We start from the raw sequence: 13131 nt of genomic DNA on the forward strand, positions 1-13131 counted from the left end.
GGTACACGGCCTCGGCATTCGTGGACGAACCCGCAGGTTTCGCTCCCGTGGAGCAGTCGGGTTGCCCCGGCCGGAGGACCTCGGGCGTTGTCGCGTCATCGGGATGCTGCAGACGGTTTGCCCTTGCGGTGGATCTTGATCTGGCGCATGTCGGTGACCGCCACGCGCAGGACCTGGTACGGATAGCCGTGGGCGTCCAGAGCGGCCAGTGCTCGCTGGGTTGCCGCTTGCTCGTCGTCGTCATCGCCGTGGACGGGCACCTGGCAGCGGAAGGTGAACGCCGAGACGCTCGCGTCGTGGGTGAAGGCGCCGCCTTCGGTGAACGCGGCGCCGGAGGCGGCTCGCACCTGCTCGCGTCCTGCTTCGCTGATTCCGTCGAACTTGCCGCGGATGGTCACTCGGAACACGTCCGGTCCTCCCTGATGGCGTAGTTGAGCACGTTGTCGCCGAGTGCGTGCTCGATGGCGTCCAGAAGTCGCGATGCAGCCTCGGCCAGTTCCTCTGGTTCGGTGTCCGCAGCAAGACGTGCGCCGAGCTCGGCGTAGACCAGCGAGTGCAGGCTGCCCAGCTGGTGTGCGACCACGCGCGGCAGCGGATCCTGCGGCGCCGCACCGGTTTCCTCGGCCAGCACGGTGGCCAGGGCTTCGGTCATCTGCCCGCCCAGCTGCTCGAGCCGGGCCAGCAGGGTGGGGGCGGCGCGCATCATGGCCAGCACCGGACCGAATCCCGGGGACAGTCCCAGTTTCCTGTCTCGCCGGGCGATCTCGGCGCGCAGCTCCGCCAGCACCGCCCCGGCTGCGGACTGACCGGCGGGGCGGGCCCGCACGATGTCAGCGAGCCGCTGCGGAGACGCCTCCTCGGGCGGCAGGACGAGATCTTCCTTGGTGGGGAAGTAGTTGTAGACGGTGTTGACCGACACCTCCGCCGCCTGGGCGACCTCGGCGATGGTGACCTGGTCGAACCCTCGTCGCACGAACAGCGAGGTGGCGACCTGGCTGATGTGCTGCCTCGTCCAGCGCTTCTTGCGCTCCCGTAAACCCTCGACCACGAATATGAACTCTACTCCAATTATGGAGTGGACTTCAAAATATTCTCGGATGAGCTGCGCCGAAGCCCGGACGTGACGCTGATGCCATTGGCGGCCACGATCGCACCGATGCTCAACCACTGCGCCACCTGCAGGGGCTCACCCAGCACCACCACGCCGATCCCCGCCGCCAACACCGGGTTGACACTCATGAAGATCCCGAACGCGGCCGCCGGAATCCGCCGCAGCGCTAGCAGGTCCACCAAGAACGGCACCGCTGAGGCCAGCAGGCCCGCCCCAGCCGCGCACAGCAGAGCCCCGGCGGTCGGCGGGTGGTTGACCAGCACCAGCGCGCCGATCGGCACGAACACCAACCCGGAAACCCCGGCGGCCGCCGCCGAACCCTGTGCGCCCGGCAGCCGCCGCCCCACCGCGCGGTTGAGCAGGATGTAGCAGGCCCAGCACACCGCGGCCAGCAGCGCCAAGCCGATACCGACGTAATCGGTGCTGGGCTGCGGGCGGGTCAGCACCACCACCCCGGCCGCAGCGATCACCGCGCAGCCCAGGTCCAGCCGCCGCCGCGAGCCGGCCAGCGCCACCGCCAGCGGCCCCAGGAACTCCAGTGTCACCGCCAGTCCGAGCCCGATGCGATCGATGGCGGCGTAGAGCGAGAGGTTCATCGTCGCGAACACCGCTGCCAACGCCAGCACGAGACGCCACTGAGACAACGTGAACGCTCGCAGCTGCGGTCGTCCGACGCCGAGCAGCAGCACCGCGGCGATCCACTGCCGCACCGCCACCACACCGGCCGGACCGATCACCGGGAACGCCATCGAACCGATCGCCGCACCGAGCTGATTGGAGAACCCACTGCCGAGCAGCATCGCGAAACCCGCGCCGCGACCGGCATTCGCCGAGCCTGCCGCGGGAGCTGTGGTGGTCGTCTGCATGCCGTGAGCTTGCGCCCGGCGAACGCATTCGCAAAATGCATGCAATGCCGCAGCGATACGCTGTGGTTATGAATGTGGAGCTGCGGCAGCTGCGCTGCCTGGTCGCCATCGTCGACGCGGGCACCTTCACCGACGCGGCCATCGACCTCGGTGTTTCGCAAGCCGCCGTCTCCCGCACCCTGGCCTTGCTGGAGACCGTGCTCGGCGTGCGGCTGCTGCGGCGCACCAGTCGCGAGGTCGCCCCGACCGCGGCCGGCGCGCGGGTGCTGGCCCGAGCCCGCCGCATCCTGGCCGACATCGACGACTTGGTGCGCGAAGCCACCACCGGGCACACCCACCTGCGCATCGGCTACGCCTGGTCGGCGATAGGCCGCCACACCGTGCAGTTCCAGCGCCGCTGGGCACGGCTGTTCCCCGAAACCGAACTGCAGCTGGTGCGCACCAACTCCGCCACCGGTGGGCTCGCCGAAGGTGCCTGCGACATCGCCGTGGTGCGCACCGAACCCGACCAGCGGAGATTCGACGGCGTGATCGTCGGGCTGGAACGACGTCACCTCGCGATGGCCGCCGACGACCCGTGGGCGCGCCGCCGCTTCATCCGTCTCGCCGAGATCAGCGACCGAACCGTGGTCATAGACCGGCGTTCGGGCACCACGACCACCGACCTGTGGCCACCGGAGAAGCGACCGGCCGTGGAGTACACCCATGAGGTCGACGACTGGCTGACCGTGATCGCCACCGGGCGCTGCGTCGGCATCACCGCAGAAGGCACCGTCGCCCAGTACCCCCGACCCGGCGTGGTGTTCCGCCCCGTCCGCGACGCCGCACCGATCCCGGTCCGCCTGATCTGGTGGCGCGATGACCCGCACCCCCTCGCCGACAAGGCCACCCGTCTGCTCACCGAGCTCTACGGAACACCGGACCGACCCTGAACCCGATGGGGCGGACGTGGCCAGCGGGCTCGGCTGATCATCACTGCTACGGTCCTTACCGGTGCCGGTGGCCGCAGGAGTGAGCTTGGCCCTGGTGGTGGTTGTGCACCGGCATCATCCCGAGGAAGGAAGATCCGCCATGCCCACCAAAACGCTGCAGATTCCCACCGCGGACGGCCAGGCCGACGCTTTCGCCGCCTTCCCGGACATCGACGAGCGCCACCCGGGACTGCTGCTGTACGCGGACGCCTTCGGCCTACGGCCCGAGCTGGAGGAGAAGGCCCGCGAACTGGCCGAACACGGTTACTACGTGCTGATCCCCAACCTCTACTACCGGCATGGGCCGGCACCGGTGATCGAGCTTCCCGAGCACATCGGCGAAGAGGCCAGGCCCGCGGTCTTCGCCCAGCTGATGCCGTTGATCGAAGCGCACACCACCGAGCGCGTCCGGCGCGACGCCGACGCCTACCTGCGGTTCCTCACCACACAGCCCGAGGTCAGCGCCGGACCGGTCGGCGTGATCGGCTACTGCATGGGTGCCGTCCTGGCGATGCGCACCGCAACCGCCCACCCCGACCAGGTGGCCGCCGTCGCCGGATTCCACCCCGGCCACTTGGTCACCGACGAGCCCGACAGCCCGCACCGCAGCATCCCCGAGCTCACCGCCCAGGTCCACATCGGACTCGCCGAGAACGACATGTCGCCGGAAACCATCAACGAGCTCAACCAAGCCCTGGACACCGCCGGCGTCAGCTACACCACCGAGGTCTACCCCGGCACCATCCACGGCTTCACCATGTCCGACACCAGCGCCTTCAACCCCTCCGGACTGCAACACCACTGGGACCGCTTGCTGCCGCTGCTCGCCCGCACCCTGACCAACGGCTGACAGGCACTCAGCGCGTCCCGGACCGAGTGTGACATCACGTGGCTGAGATAGCGTTGGCAGACTCGGCCAGCGCGGTGACCGTTCTCCAGTTCCGGGCGGTCAGCTCCACTCCCAGGTGCCGCTGCAGGTAGGCGGAAGTGACCTTGGACCGTCCAGCCCCGGCGGGGTAGTGCAAGTACAGCTCGCGGCCGCGCAGCAACACCTGTTCGGGGGCGCCTGCGGGCAGATCCATCGCCGCGGCCCGCTCGGCATCGGGTTCGGCAGCCAGGAAAGCCACGTGCAGCTTGGCCGGGTCGTCCTCCTGCTCGGCGAAGGGGTGGCCTTCGGCCACCGCGGTGATCTCGGCGGCGGTGCGGACCATGACGGTGGTGTCCAATCCCAGCTCAGCGGCCAGCTGAGCCCGCACTTCCTGCTCCACCACCTGCGGATCTTCCTGCGCGGTGGTGAACACGACGTTGCCGCTGCGCAGGTACGTCGTCACATCACGCCCGCCGAGAGCGCTGATCGCGGCGCGCAGGTCGGCCATGGCGAGGCTGCCGCGCGAGCCGAGGTTGACCGCACGCAACAACGCGACACAAGTGAGCACTAGGCGATCCTTCCGCCGGAACGCGAGGTGGTGCCGTCGGTCAGTTTTCCTGAAACCGGCGCCCCCGCCAAGGCGACCACCATCCCCGAAGACCTCCACATCGGACGGACCGCCGGTCCGTAGGATGACCCGCACGGTTTTTCGGACAGGAGAAGCGCAGCAACGATGGTGGACCGCGACGTCGCCGTGCTCGACGACCCGGTGGGCGAATCGCTGCGCGGTCACCACGCACACCTCGTGCGCCGGAACGGACGGGCCGCTACCTACGAGCCGGGTGTTGCGACATTCTCCTCGATCACCGCCGATCCGCAGGCCTGAGGCGACCTCGCCGAGCTGCTCGGACTGGGCCAGTTCGCCGACATGTTCAGCTGCACGGCGATGCCGCCGTCGGATTGGGAGCCGGTCTTCGAACTCGACGGACTCCAGATGATCTGGTCCGGCAACCACCACCCGGATTCCGAGGCCGGCACCGGTGTGGTCGAGCTGGGTGACGAGGACGTGCCCGAGATGCTCGACCTCGTCGGCTTCACACCCCGCAAGCACGTCATGTTCCGAGGGTTCCGCACGCCACTCGGTTAGATCATCGTTGAGATGGTGTCTCGTCGGTCGGCAGGTAGGAGACCAGCAGGTTGTCCACCGAGTACAGCAGTTCGGTGCGGCCGCCGAAGAGTGCGTGTGCGCGGGTGGCGTGATCGCGCATCGCGGTGTCGAAGTCCAGACCCGCCAGGAGCCTGGCGGCTCCGTCGAGGAGCTCGGGCAGGTCCGCCTCGATGCGGGCCGCCGACATGCTCGGGGAGCGGGGACCGTCGTCCTCGATCGGGTCGGGCGTGTTGCCCAGCAGCAGGTAGCAGGGGAAGCGCTGCAGGTCGGGCAGCGCAGAGTGGAACGGCACGCCGGGGTTGAAGTAGTACTCGGCCCAGTCGTTGCCCGCCAGCGTCAGCCACGGTGTGCCCGCGGCCATCGCGGCGAAGGCGAACCCGCTGTGCGGGGACAGCAGCATGTCGCAGCGCTGCAGCGCGGCCAGCTGCCGCTCCAGCGGCACGTCGACCGCCCACACCACCTGCGGGGCGACCTCGGCCAGGGCCTCGAACTCCGCGCGGGTGAAGCCGGTGCTGGTGCGGCCGTCGTCGGCGTGCTTGCCGGTCAGGCAGAACCGGGCCTGCGGCCAGCGTTGCGCGAAGGCCTCCAGGATGCGCTGCCACGACGCCAGCGACGGGTAGCGCCACCGTTCGGCGCTGCCACCAGGTAGCACGGCGATAGTGGGGCCGTCGTGGTCGGGCAACAGCTCGTCGGCCCAGTCGCGGGCAGGCTGTGGCAGTGCCAGGCGGAGTGGGTTGCGCGGCTGGTAGGACGGTGTGGGTGCGCCGACCTGGGTGTGGCCGCTGGTGGTGCGGAAGTGCTGGGCGGAGAGCTCGTAGTAGCGCTTCAGGCCGGGGAAGTACTGGTGCTGCCAGGCCTGGTGACCGCGCGGGTCGTCGACGACCCAGTCCCACTCGGCCGGGACGTGCGCCAGGACCTCGGGACCAGCGGGCTCGAACACGTCGATGTCCACTGTGTACACATCGTCGATCGCGTCGCACCAGTCGGCCAGCTGTACCGCGGTCGCGGAGTTGAGCACCACCCCGATGCGCCGGTCCGGTTCGGCCTGCCGGTATCCCAGGGCATACTGCAGCGCCTCCACGGCATGCCCGACCGGGTGGCAGTAGACGAAGTTGACCAGCAGCGATTCACCCACGACCTCCACGTTAGGGGTCGCAGCAACCGGTTTTTTCCCGCTTCACAGCCCGCCCGCGACGCGCAGCACGGCCCCGCTGGTGTAGGCCGATTCCGGGCCGAGCAGCCAGCCGATGGCCGGCGCGATGTCCTCGGGTTCCCCGGCGCGTCCCATCGGCACACGTGACACGGCTGTCTCGAGGCGCTCGGGGACACCGGCGCCAGCGTGGATGTCGGCGCGCACCAGCACACAACGACCCCCGTGCCCGGTGACCTCTGCTGCGACCTTCTCGGCACCGCTGTGGTTTCCGCGGTAGCAGAGCGCGAGGTCGTGTCCGGCGCGAGCCAGCCACAACGCGGTGGCCGCGCCGATGCCTCGACTGCCACCGGTGATGATCGTGATGGGGCGCACTCGCCGATCATGTCATGCGCGCTGCTGTCCGAGCCGATCCTCACCCGCGGCTGGTCACCAGTGCGCGGGGCGGTCCAGTCCGGCGGGGATCTTGGTGGTGGCGTCGCCCTTGGCGGCGTTGACCTGGGCCTGGGTGAGGAACAGGGCGTCGGTGAGGTCAGCACCGCGCAGGTCGGTGTCGCGGAAGTCCGCGCCGATCACATCGGCCGAGCGCAGATCCGCTCCACGCAGGTCAGCGGCGATGAGCAGCGCTCCGCGCAAGTTCGCGCCCCGCAACCGCGCACCCCGCTTCGACGCACCGATGAGGTCGGCGCTGCGGTGGCTCTTGGTGCGGCCGCCGACCTCGGCGCGGACCAGCTCGCTGGTGCCCACCAGCAAGGTGTTGACGTCCTGGCGCACCGCGGCGACATCGACCCCGGTGATCGTCTCGGCATCGCTGCGGGTGAGCGCGTCGATGTCCTGCACCATGCGACGCACGTCGTCGTGCACGGGGCTGGCGGCCGGGCGGGTCAGCGCGTCGGCGAGGTACCACAGCAGTTCGTGCAGTTGACGCATCACGGCGAAGGTGGTGAACATCTGCCCGGAGCTCTTCGGGTCCTGCCGCCAGTCGCGGCCGTTGAAGGTCACCTGGGAGACCTTCTGGCCCGCGCCGAAGCAGTCGAAGACCGTGCACCCGGAAAAGCCGCGCTCGCGCAGGCGAGTGTGGATACCGCAGCGGAAGTCGGCGAGCAGGTTCGTGCACGGCGTTCCGGCGTCCTTGTCGACGGCGAAGTCGGAGGAGGCCGCGAAGGGCAGGGCCACGCAGCACAGCCCGAAGCAGCTGCTGCAGTCGGCGCGCAGTTCGAGATCGGCCGGGGTGTGGTTCGGGTGCATCAACGCGGAGTGCTCCTGGTGGATGTGCGGGGTGTGCCCATTGTCCCCGACCCGGATCGTCGAGGTCGGCTTCGGTACCGTCCAGGCATGGGTGAGGTGGCTGCCGAGCAGGACGGGGTGTGCCGGTATCCGGGGTGTTCGCGGGAGATCGTGCGCAGTTCCGGGCCTGGACGACCGGCGGAGTACTGCGACCTTCCCGAGCACACCCGGTGGCGGGCCTGGAAGCAGCGGCAGCGCCTGCAGGCCGCGCAGGAACAACTCCCCGCCGCCCCCGCACCGTCAGCGGAGTACGACGGGGCGCGGTTGCGGGCGGAGGAACTGGTGCGGCAGTACCGCCTCCTTTCGGAGCAATTGACCCGGAATCTGCGCGCCGGACTCGACGAGCTGGCTACGATCACCGATCCCAGCGCGGCTGAGGCGCAGATCCAAGCAGCCCAGGCCGAGGCCGCGCACCGCATCGCGCAGGCCGAGCAGGCCTTGGCCACCGCGCAGCAGCAGCGCCGCGAGGCCGAGCAGGCGCGCACCGCCGCCGAGGAAGCGGCCGAGGACGCCGCTGCCGCTGCCGAACAGGCCGGCCACGACGCCGAGCGCGCCCGCAAAGAACGGGACGATGCCGTGGAGCAAGCGCGAGCAGCCCAGCAGCAGGCGCAGCAGGACGTCGAAGCCGCCCGCAACGAAGCCGAGGTCGCCATGACCGCCGCGCGCCGGGAAGCCGAGCAGCAGGTCGCCGAGGCACGCGAGGCCACCGAGCAGGCCAAGGTTGCGGCCGCGGCCGAAGTTCAAGCAGCGCAGGAACAAGCCCGCGAGCAGATCGCTGAAGCCGGGCAACAACAGGCCGCAGCCGCCGAGCGTGCGGCGCGGGCCGAGCAGTCCGCCGAGACCGCGCAGGCTCAGCTCGACGAGCTCAAGCGCGCGGCGGAGGAAGCGCGCGCTGAGGTGCGCCGTCAGCGCGACGAACTCGACGCGCTGCGCCAGCAGCAAGCCGAGGAGCTGCGGCAGGCTCGGACGGAGGCCGCGGAACGCCTGCAGACCGAGCGCGAGGCCGCCGCACAGCAGTTGGCGGTCGTGCGGGACGCGCAGTCGCAGTCGCAGACGCGTGCGGAGCGCGCCGAGCGGCAGCTGGACGTGGTCAACGAGGAGCTGCGGCAGTTGCGCTCCACCACCCAGACCGCGCAAACCGCTCAGCAGGAGGCTGCGGCGGAACGCAATTAGAGCTGTTTCGGGAACGCGGTCGGACGAAGATCAATACGATCTCGCCCACCCCCGTTCTTCCTCCGAAAGGCAGCTCATGGTCACGCACGCGGAACTCGTCGAGGTCTTCGGTGAAGACGGTGTCGTCACACTCGATCGGGCCGATGTCGAGTCCTGCGGTTTCCGCCCCGCCGATGTGGCAGTGCTGTGTTCGCTCGGGCTTCCGGTGGCCGCTGGCATTTGCTTCACCATGCAGGTCGACGGCCCGTACGAAGCCTTCACGATGTTCGACGCACACACGCCGGACAGGCCCGCGCAGTTCCTGATCCTCGGTCAAGGCCACAACGGTGAGCAGGTCGAGCACGCCGACCAGATCCGCTACGCCGTGGAACTCGAGAGCGGCAACGTGTTCATGCTGGGTCTCGAGGACGGCGAGCTCACCGACCACGTCGAGACGATCAACACCACGCTCGAGGCCTTCGTGGAGTTCCTCTACCGGATCGAGCTGCGCAGCAAGGAGATGGCGGGCGCCTCCGCTGAGGAAGCCCGCCCGTACACCGAGAAGCTCATCGCCGAGCTGACATCCCTGGACGAGCGGGCGCTGGCCCCCGACACGTTCTGGGGCGGACTGTTCGAGGTGTTTCTGCAGGTGGATGTGCCGGAACCGCGAGAAGGCAGCCGCAAGGCGATCGTCGCCGCGCTCGAGACCCTGGTGCCCGGCGAGCAGCCGCTGCGCTGGTCGACCGGGGCCGCGATGGGTACGGGCGTGCAGGAGATCAGCGCGCACCGCGCGGACGGCTGCTGGCTGCTCATCACCTGGGGCTTCAGCGACCTCGACGGTGTCCTCGATTCCGGGCCGATGATGCCGGCACCTGACGACGGACCGCAGACCGACGGGATTCCCGAGCCGCTGCTCGGCCTCGACTTGCGCTCCAGCGGGCTGGGGTTCGAGCTGACGATGCGCGTGCCCCGCGAAGACGACGACGAGCTGCCGCCCGGCTGGGCCCTGCAGACACTGGTCAGCCTCGGTGAGTACGTCTTCGACGAAGGACGCCCGTTCGCCGACGGACACCGGATGGGCGTGGCCGGCGCGCTCGGCCCGGACAGCAGCCGGATCACCGCGTTGGCGTTCATCACCGACCCGCAGCTCGGTGCGATCGACACCACCAACGGCCGGGTCGAGTTCGTCACGGCCGTCGGAGTCACCCGCGACGAACTCGTCGAGGCGAAGGAAACCAGCAACGACCTGGTCCTGGCCCGTTTCAACGACGAACACGGGGTGCCGATCACCGACGTCACCCGCTGACGCCCGGATCAGTCGGAGGGCAGGGCGGCCAGCGCGTCGATCTCGACCAGCTGGTCGGCGTAGCCCAGGACCGTCACGCCGAGCAGGGTGCTGGGCGGGTCGTGGTCGCCGAAGTAATCGCGCACCACTGCCCAGGCGGTGACCAGGTCCTGCTGGGAGCTGCTGGCCACGTAGACGGTCGTCTTGACCACATCGGACAGTGCGGCTCCCGCTTCGGCCAAGGCGGTTTCGAGGTTGCGCATCATCTGGCGCGCCTGGCCGGCGTAATCACCGACCGCCACGGTCGCCCCATCGGCGTCGAGCGGGCAGGCTCCCGCGGCGAAGACCAGGTGGGAATCGGGTGGCACGACGGCGCCGTAGGCGTATTCGGCCACATCGGACAGTGCTGCGCTGCGCAGCAGGCGGATCGGGCTGGGCACGCCACCACGCTACCGCGTTTCACGCACGTTCCCGGGAATCGGCTTTCGCCGGCGGGAAAATCGGTTGATCGTCGCAATAGTCTGGTTGCGTGGTCAGTCGATGAGAGGACTGGTTGTGGAACGGGTGCTGCGGGATGTGTGGGTGATCAGCGGGCGCGCCGGTGATGAACCGTTCGTCGGTGACATCGCCTTCACCGGCGGCCGCATCACGCGCATCGACCGCAGCACCCGGCAACAAGCGCGGCCCACGAGGGTGGTGTCTCTGGGCTGATCAACGCTCACCTGCACCCGACCCCGGTGCTGATGCGCACGGCGTTCGCCTCGATCACCATCGACGACAACGACCGCAGCCCGCTCATCGAGCGCCTCTACGAAGTGCTGTGCGGCGACCGCGAGGCGCTGGAGATCGGGGCCAGGTTGACCCTGGCCGAGACCATGGGCTCGGGCACGACCTTCGGCTGCCTGCACGAGTACCTCGACCCCGAGATCGCCGCGCTGCAGGCCGCTGAACTGGGACTTCCCTGCGTGGTCGCGGTGCTGCCCGGTGAGCCCGGCTGGCGGGAGACCCTGGCGCGGGTGCGTGACACCGGGGCCGAGATGATGCTCTCCGGGCTCAACGAGAACGACCCGCACAACACCGACGAGGCGCTGGGCGAGCTGGCCACCTGGGCCGGTGAGCTCGGGGTGCGGGTGCACAGCCACGTCAGCGAGACACGCGAACGCCACGCGGCATGTCGAGGACAACCGGCAGTTCCGGGGTCGAGGTGTCCGGGACGGCGGCCGTGTACTCGGGCAGGAGGTCGGCGATGGCGGTGCGGATGGCGCCGCGGCTGACGTCGTGGTCGCGGGCGAGGGCGGCGATGGAGCGGCCCTCGATCCCGGCCTCGTGAAGGACGAGGTTCTGCCGGGCCGTCGACTGCTGGTCGGTCGAGACGCGCTTGTAGACCAGGTTCGCCACCGAGGGCCCCTTCCGTACGGAGGATCGGCCCCTACCTGTCATCAATCAGCATCGGATCCGATTGGGTTCGAGCCGCCGCGAACCCTCGGATTGTGCGGGTTCATTGGACGTCGGTCGCACCTGTCGTCAAACGATTGTTTGCCGACACTCCAAGCCTGGCCCGCCTGTCAGATGGAGAGGTCTCGTGCGTGATGACGCATGGCGCCGCGCATGACGGAGTCGGAGGCGATGGGGTAGCGGCCTGCTGACGCGGGCATGGCGGGCCCGGTCGCACGGTGGCCTTACGTAACTGGCGGCAGCGGAGGTCTGTTGACGGCGCCTGGATGAACAGCAGCTACAACCGCTACCCGCAAGGCAAACTGGAGGACGTCCTGGCATCGGTCAAGGCCCTGCACGACGCTGGCGCCGACCTGATGGCGGGCACCGACGCAGCCCCCTGCCACTGCCGTTCATGGGCGGTGTGGTCCACGGTGCCAGCGTCCACCAGGAGCTCCAGTACCTCGTCCAGGACGGCCTCACCCCGATCCAGGCCCTCCGCGCGGCGACCCTTACCCCAGCACGTCGCTTCGGCCTGGAGGACCGTGGCCGCATCGCCGAGGGCCTGCGGGCCGACCTGCTGCTCGTGGACGGCGACCCCACCACCACGATCAGCGACACCCTCAACCTGCGTGACGTGTGGCGCCGCGGCACCCGCACCACACTCTCGGCCTCATAGAAACCCGCTCCCAGCGAACAACCGCTGCCCGCCACGTCCTCCGTGGCGGGCAGCCGCCGTGTGGCCACACACCCGCCTGACGCCGTACGGGAACAGGCACGATGGCTCAACACTCCGCCATGCCCGCAGCAATCCCGTGACTTGCCGAGCGTTCCCCGGAACAGACCCGGCCGCCGCGAACCGGCTGACGAAGGCGGTGGCATGCAAGCCGACCAGCGCCCTGGTCGGCTCCTGGTACTTACTCCTGCCCGCCGGCGTCGTAGCCCTGGCGCGTTGCGCGGGGCGAGGTGATCGAGCTGGCCACGTTCGGTGGTGCACAGGTGATGAGCTGCGAGGCCGATCGCGGCGGCCTGCAGGTCGGCAAGCGCGCCGATCTGGCGGTGCACGACCTGGACCGGCCAGGGCTGCGACCGGTGCTGGACGGCCGGCTGTCGACGGTGCGCGACGTGGTCGCCTTCGCCGCGACCAGCGCCGATGTGATCGAGACGATCATCGGCGGCGAGGTGGCGCACCGCCGCGGCGGTGACCCGATGGTCGGCGTCGATGCGGTACAGCAGGTCGCCGACCGGGTGTGGCGCAGCGCGGGCGGCGACTGCACCCGCAGCTGGCTTTGAATCCACTGTGGAACGTTGGAAGCGGTGCTGCTACCGGACTGCGGTCGGTGTCGTGGGGTGGTGTTGACTGCGTTCCATGACGACGAACGTGGACGACGCGACGATCGGCGACACCGAGGAGCTGACGCGGATCGTGCGCACCAGCAGCGCCTACGACGGGCACTACCGGGCCATGGTGGCCGAGCCGGGTCTCGACGCCGACTACCTCGCACAGCACCTGGTGCGGGTGGCCCGCGATGAGGACGGGCGGACGCTGGGCTTTCACACCGTGATGGTTCCGGGGCGCGGCACCACCGGTGAGGGCGAGATCGACTTCCTGTTCGTCGACGACGCGGCACAAGGCCTCGGCATCGGGCGTCTGCTGTTCGCCGACGCCTGCGAGCAGGCGCGTGCGCGGGGGTTGAAGCGGCTGCACGTGGTGTCGCACCCGCCGTCGGAGGGCTTCTACCGGTCGGTGGGTGCCCAGCTGGTCGGCACGGTGCCCCCGGAGGGGGAGATCACCTGGTCACGGCCGCACTTCGCGTTCGAATTGTAGGTGCGCGCGAT

At 69.5% G+C, this 13131-nt stretch carries 18 protein-coding genes and 1 pseudogene; 11 read left to right on the forward strand and 8 right to left on the reverse strand.

The annotated features are described in order from the left end of the window. Window positions 1-95: 95 nt before the first annotated feature. The 3 genes from ACWCO2_RS01445 to ACWCO2_RS01455 are packed head-to-tail and all read right to left on the reverse strand — an operon-like array spanning window position 96 to window position 1977. The gene (locus ACWCO2_RS01445; protein ID WP_450125711.1) at window positions 96-407 is read right to left on the reverse strand and encodes a DUF6204 family protein; all 312 of its coding nucleotides are present in this window, start codon (window positions 405-407) and stop codon (window positions 96-98) included. Then, window positions 395-1048 (reverse strand): TetR/AcrR family transcriptional regulator, encoded by a 654-nt coding sequence (locus ACWCO2_RS01450; protein ID WP_450125712.1) that lies wholly within the window; start codon window positions 1046-1048, stop codon window positions 395-397. The genes ACWCO2_RS01445 and ACWCO2_RS01450 overlap by 13 nt, the downstream gene beginning before the upstream one ends. Before the next feature lie 20 nt (window positions 1049-1068). Continuing rightward, the gene (locus ACWCO2_RS01455; RefSeq protein ID WP_450125713.1) at window positions 1069-1977 is read right to left on the reverse strand and encodes an EamA family transporter; all 909 of its coding nucleotides are present in this window, start codon (window positions 1975-1977) and stop codon (window positions 1069-1071) included. Between the two features lie 68 nt (window positions 1978-2045). Here ACWCO2_RS01455 and ACWCO2_RS01460 point away from each other — a divergent pair, with 68 nt between their 5' ends. Next, a complete protein-coding gene (locus ACWCO2_RS01460; RefSeq protein WP_450125714.1) occupies window positions 2046-2909 on the forward strand; it encodes a LysR family transcriptional regulator in 864 nt (287 codons plus the stop codon). 139 nt (window positions 2910-3048) lie between these two features. Then, entirely contained in the window at window positions 3049-3798 is a 750-nt protein-coding gene (locus ACWCO2_RS01465) for a dienelactone hydrolase family protein (protein WP_450125715.1), read from the forward strand. Between the two features lie 34 nt (window positions 3799-3832). Here ACWCO2_RS01465 and ACWCO2_RS01470 read toward each other — a convergent pair whose 3' ends face one another. Further along, window positions 3833-4384: a DUF1697 domain-containing protein gene (locus ACWCO2_RS01470; protein ID WP_450125716.1), complete on the reverse strand. Its 552-nt coding sequence runs from the start codon at window positions 4382-4384 to the stop codon at window positions 3833-3835. A 165-nt stretch (window positions 4385-4549) separates the two neighbouring features. Between ACWCO2_RS01470 and ACWCO2_RS01475 the strand changes: the two genes are divergently transcribed. Together ACWCO2_RS01475 and ACWCO2_RS01480 are read left to right on the forward strand one after the other, a co-directional pair. Then, complete coding sequence (locus ACWCO2_RS01475; protein WP_450125717.1) at window positions 4550-4702, forward strand: hypothetical protein; 153 nt, start codon at window positions 4550-4552, stop codon at window positions 4700-4702. A gap of 42 nt (window positions 4703-4744) precedes the next feature. Beyond that, window positions 4745-4963, forward strand: a complete 219-nt coding sequence (locus ACWCO2_RS01480) for a hypothetical protein (protein WP_450125718.1) — start codon at window positions 4745-4747, stop codon at window positions 4961-4963. A gap of 1 nt (window position 4964) precedes the next feature. Here the strand turns inward: ACWCO2_RS01480 and ACWCO2_RS01485 are convergent, their stop codons facing one another. Genes ACWCO2_RS01485 through ACWCO2_RS01495 form a run of 3 tightly spaced genes read right to left on the reverse strand, consistent with a single transcriptional unit; the run spans window position 4965 to window position 7382 of the window. Then, on the reverse strand, window positions 4965-6119 hold the full coding sequence (locus tag ACWCO2_RS01485) for a glycosyltransferase family 9 protein (protein WP_450125719.1): 1155 nt from the start codon (window positions 6117-6119) through the stop codon (window positions 4965-4967). 42 nt (window positions 6120-6161) lie between these two features. Beyond that, complete coding sequence (locus tag ACWCO2_RS01490; protein ID WP_450125720.1) at window positions 6162-6509, reverse strand: SDR family oxidoreductase; 348 nt, start codon at window positions 6507-6509, stop codon at window positions 6162-6164. A 54-nt stretch (window positions 6510-6563) separates the two neighbouring features. Further along, window positions 6564-7382, reverse strand: a complete 819-nt coding sequence (locus ACWCO2_RS01495; protein ID WP_450125721.1) for a pentapeptide repeat-containing protein — start codon at window positions 7380-7382, stop codon at window positions 6564-6566. Between the two features lie 87 nt (window positions 7383-7469). Between ACWCO2_RS01495 and ACWCO2_RS01500 the strand changes: the two genes are divergently transcribed. Both ACWCO2_RS01500 and ACWCO2_RS01505 read left to right on the forward strand, forming a co-directional pair. Next, a complete protein-coding gene (locus ACWCO2_RS01500; RefSeq protein WP_450125722.1) occupies window positions 7470-8594 on the forward strand; it encodes a hypothetical protein in 1125 nt (374 codons plus the stop codon). Window positions 8595-8670: 76 nt separating this feature from the next. Then, on the forward strand, window positions 8671-9879 hold the full coding sequence (locus ACWCO2_RS01505; protein WP_450125723.1) for a suppressor of fused domain protein: 1209 nt from the start codon (window positions 8671-8673) through the stop codon (window positions 9877-9879). A gap of 8 nt (window positions 9880-9887) precedes the next feature. Here ACWCO2_RS01505 and ACWCO2_RS01510 read toward each other — a convergent pair whose 3' ends face one another. Next, window positions 9888-10298 (reverse strand): RidA family protein, encoded by a 411-nt coding sequence (locus ACWCO2_RS01510; RefSeq protein WP_450125724.1) that lies wholly within the window; start codon window positions 10296-10298, stop codon window positions 9888-9890. 100 nt (window positions 10299-10398) lie between these two features. Between ACWCO2_RS01510 and ACWCO2_RS01515 the strand changes: the two genes are divergently transcribed. From ACWCO2_RS01515 to ACWCO2_RS01535, 5 genes and pseudogenes are all read left to right on the forward strand, one after another. Continuing rightward, window positions 10399-10569, forward strand: coding sequence for a hypothetical protein (locus tag ACWCO2_RS01515; RefSeq protein WP_450125725.1), 171 nt, complete (start codon window positions 10399-10401; stop codon window positions 10567-10569). 32 nt (window positions 10570-10601) lie between these two features. Further along, window positions 10602-11132, forward strand: a complete 531-nt coding sequence (locus ACWCO2_RS01520) for a hypothetical protein (protein WP_450125726.1) — start codon at window positions 10602-10604, stop codon at window positions 11130-11132. 575 nt (window positions 11133-11707) lie between these two features. Beyond that, entirely contained in the window at window positions 11708-11971 is a 264-nt protein-coding gene (locus ACWCO2_RS01525) for an amidohydrolase family protein (protein ID WP_450125727.1), read from the forward strand. A 284-nt stretch (window positions 11972-12255) separates the two neighbouring features. Then, window positions 12256-12585 (forward strand): annotated as a pseudogene (locus tag ACWCO2_RS01530) (amidohydrolase family protein); the annotation flags it as partial. A 76-nt stretch (window positions 12586-12661) separates the two neighbouring features. Further along, on the forward strand, window positions 12662-13120 hold the full coding sequence (locus tag ACWCO2_RS01535) for a GNAT family N-acetyltransferase (protein ID WP_450125728.1): 459 nt from the start codon (window positions 12662-12664) through the stop codon (window positions 13118-13120). Window positions 13121-13131 lie beyond the last annotated feature (11 nt).

The organism is Saccharopolyspora sp. NPDC002376 (assembly GCF_053593195.1).

Bases quoted from the DNA above. Each gene is read 5' to 3' on its own strand.
- ACWCO2_RS01455 (WP_450125713.1), bottom strand. From the start codon at position 1,977: ATGCAGACGACCACCACAGCTCCCGCGGCAGGCTCGGCGAATGCCGGT.
- ACWCO2_RS01460 (WP_450125714.1), top strand. From the start codon at position 2,046: ATGAATGTGGAGCTGCGGCAGCTGCGCTGCCTGGTCGCCATCGTCGAC.
- ACWCO2_RS01465 (WP_450125715.1), top strand. From the start codon at position 3,049: ATGCCCACCAAAACGCTGCAGATTCCCACCGCGGACGGCCAGGCCGAC.
- ACWCO2_RS01475 (WP_450125717.1), top strand. From the start codon at position 4,550: ATGGTGGACCGCGACGTCGCCGTGCTCGACGACCCGGTGGGCGAATCG.
- ACWCO2_RS01480 (WP_450125718.1), top strand. From the start codon at position 4,745: ATGTTCAGCTGCACGGCGATGCCGCCGTCGGATTGGGAGCCGGTCTTC.
- ACWCO2_RS01495 (WP_450125721.1), bottom strand. From the start codon at position 7,382: ATGCACCCGAACCACACCCCGGCCGATCTCGAACTGCGCGCCGACTGC.
- ACWCO2_RS01500 (WP_450125722.1), top strand. From the start codon at position 7,470: ATGGGTGAGGTGGCTGCCGAGCAGGACGGGGTGTGCCGGTATCCGGGG.
- ACWCO2_RS01505 (WP_450125723.1), top strand. From the start codon at position 8,671: ATGGTCACGCACGCGGAACTCGTCGAGGTCTTCGGTGAAGACGGTGTC.
- ACWCO2_RS01515 (WP_450125725.1), top strand. From the start codon at position 10,399: ATGAGAGGACTGGTTGTGGAACGGGTGCTGCGGGATGTGTGGGTGATC.
- ACWCO2_RS01520 (WP_450125726.1), top strand. From the start codon at position 10,602: ATGCGCACGGCGTTCGCCTCGATCACCATCGACGACAACGACCGCAGC.
- ACWCO2_RS01525 (WP_450125727.1), top strand. From the start codon at position 11,708: ATGGGCGGTGTGGTCCACGGTGCCAGCGTCCACCAGGAGCTCCAGTAC.
- ACWCO2_RS01535 (WP_450125728.1), top strand. From the start codon at position 12,662: ATGACGACGAACGTGGACGACGCGACGATCGGCGACACCGAGGAGCTG.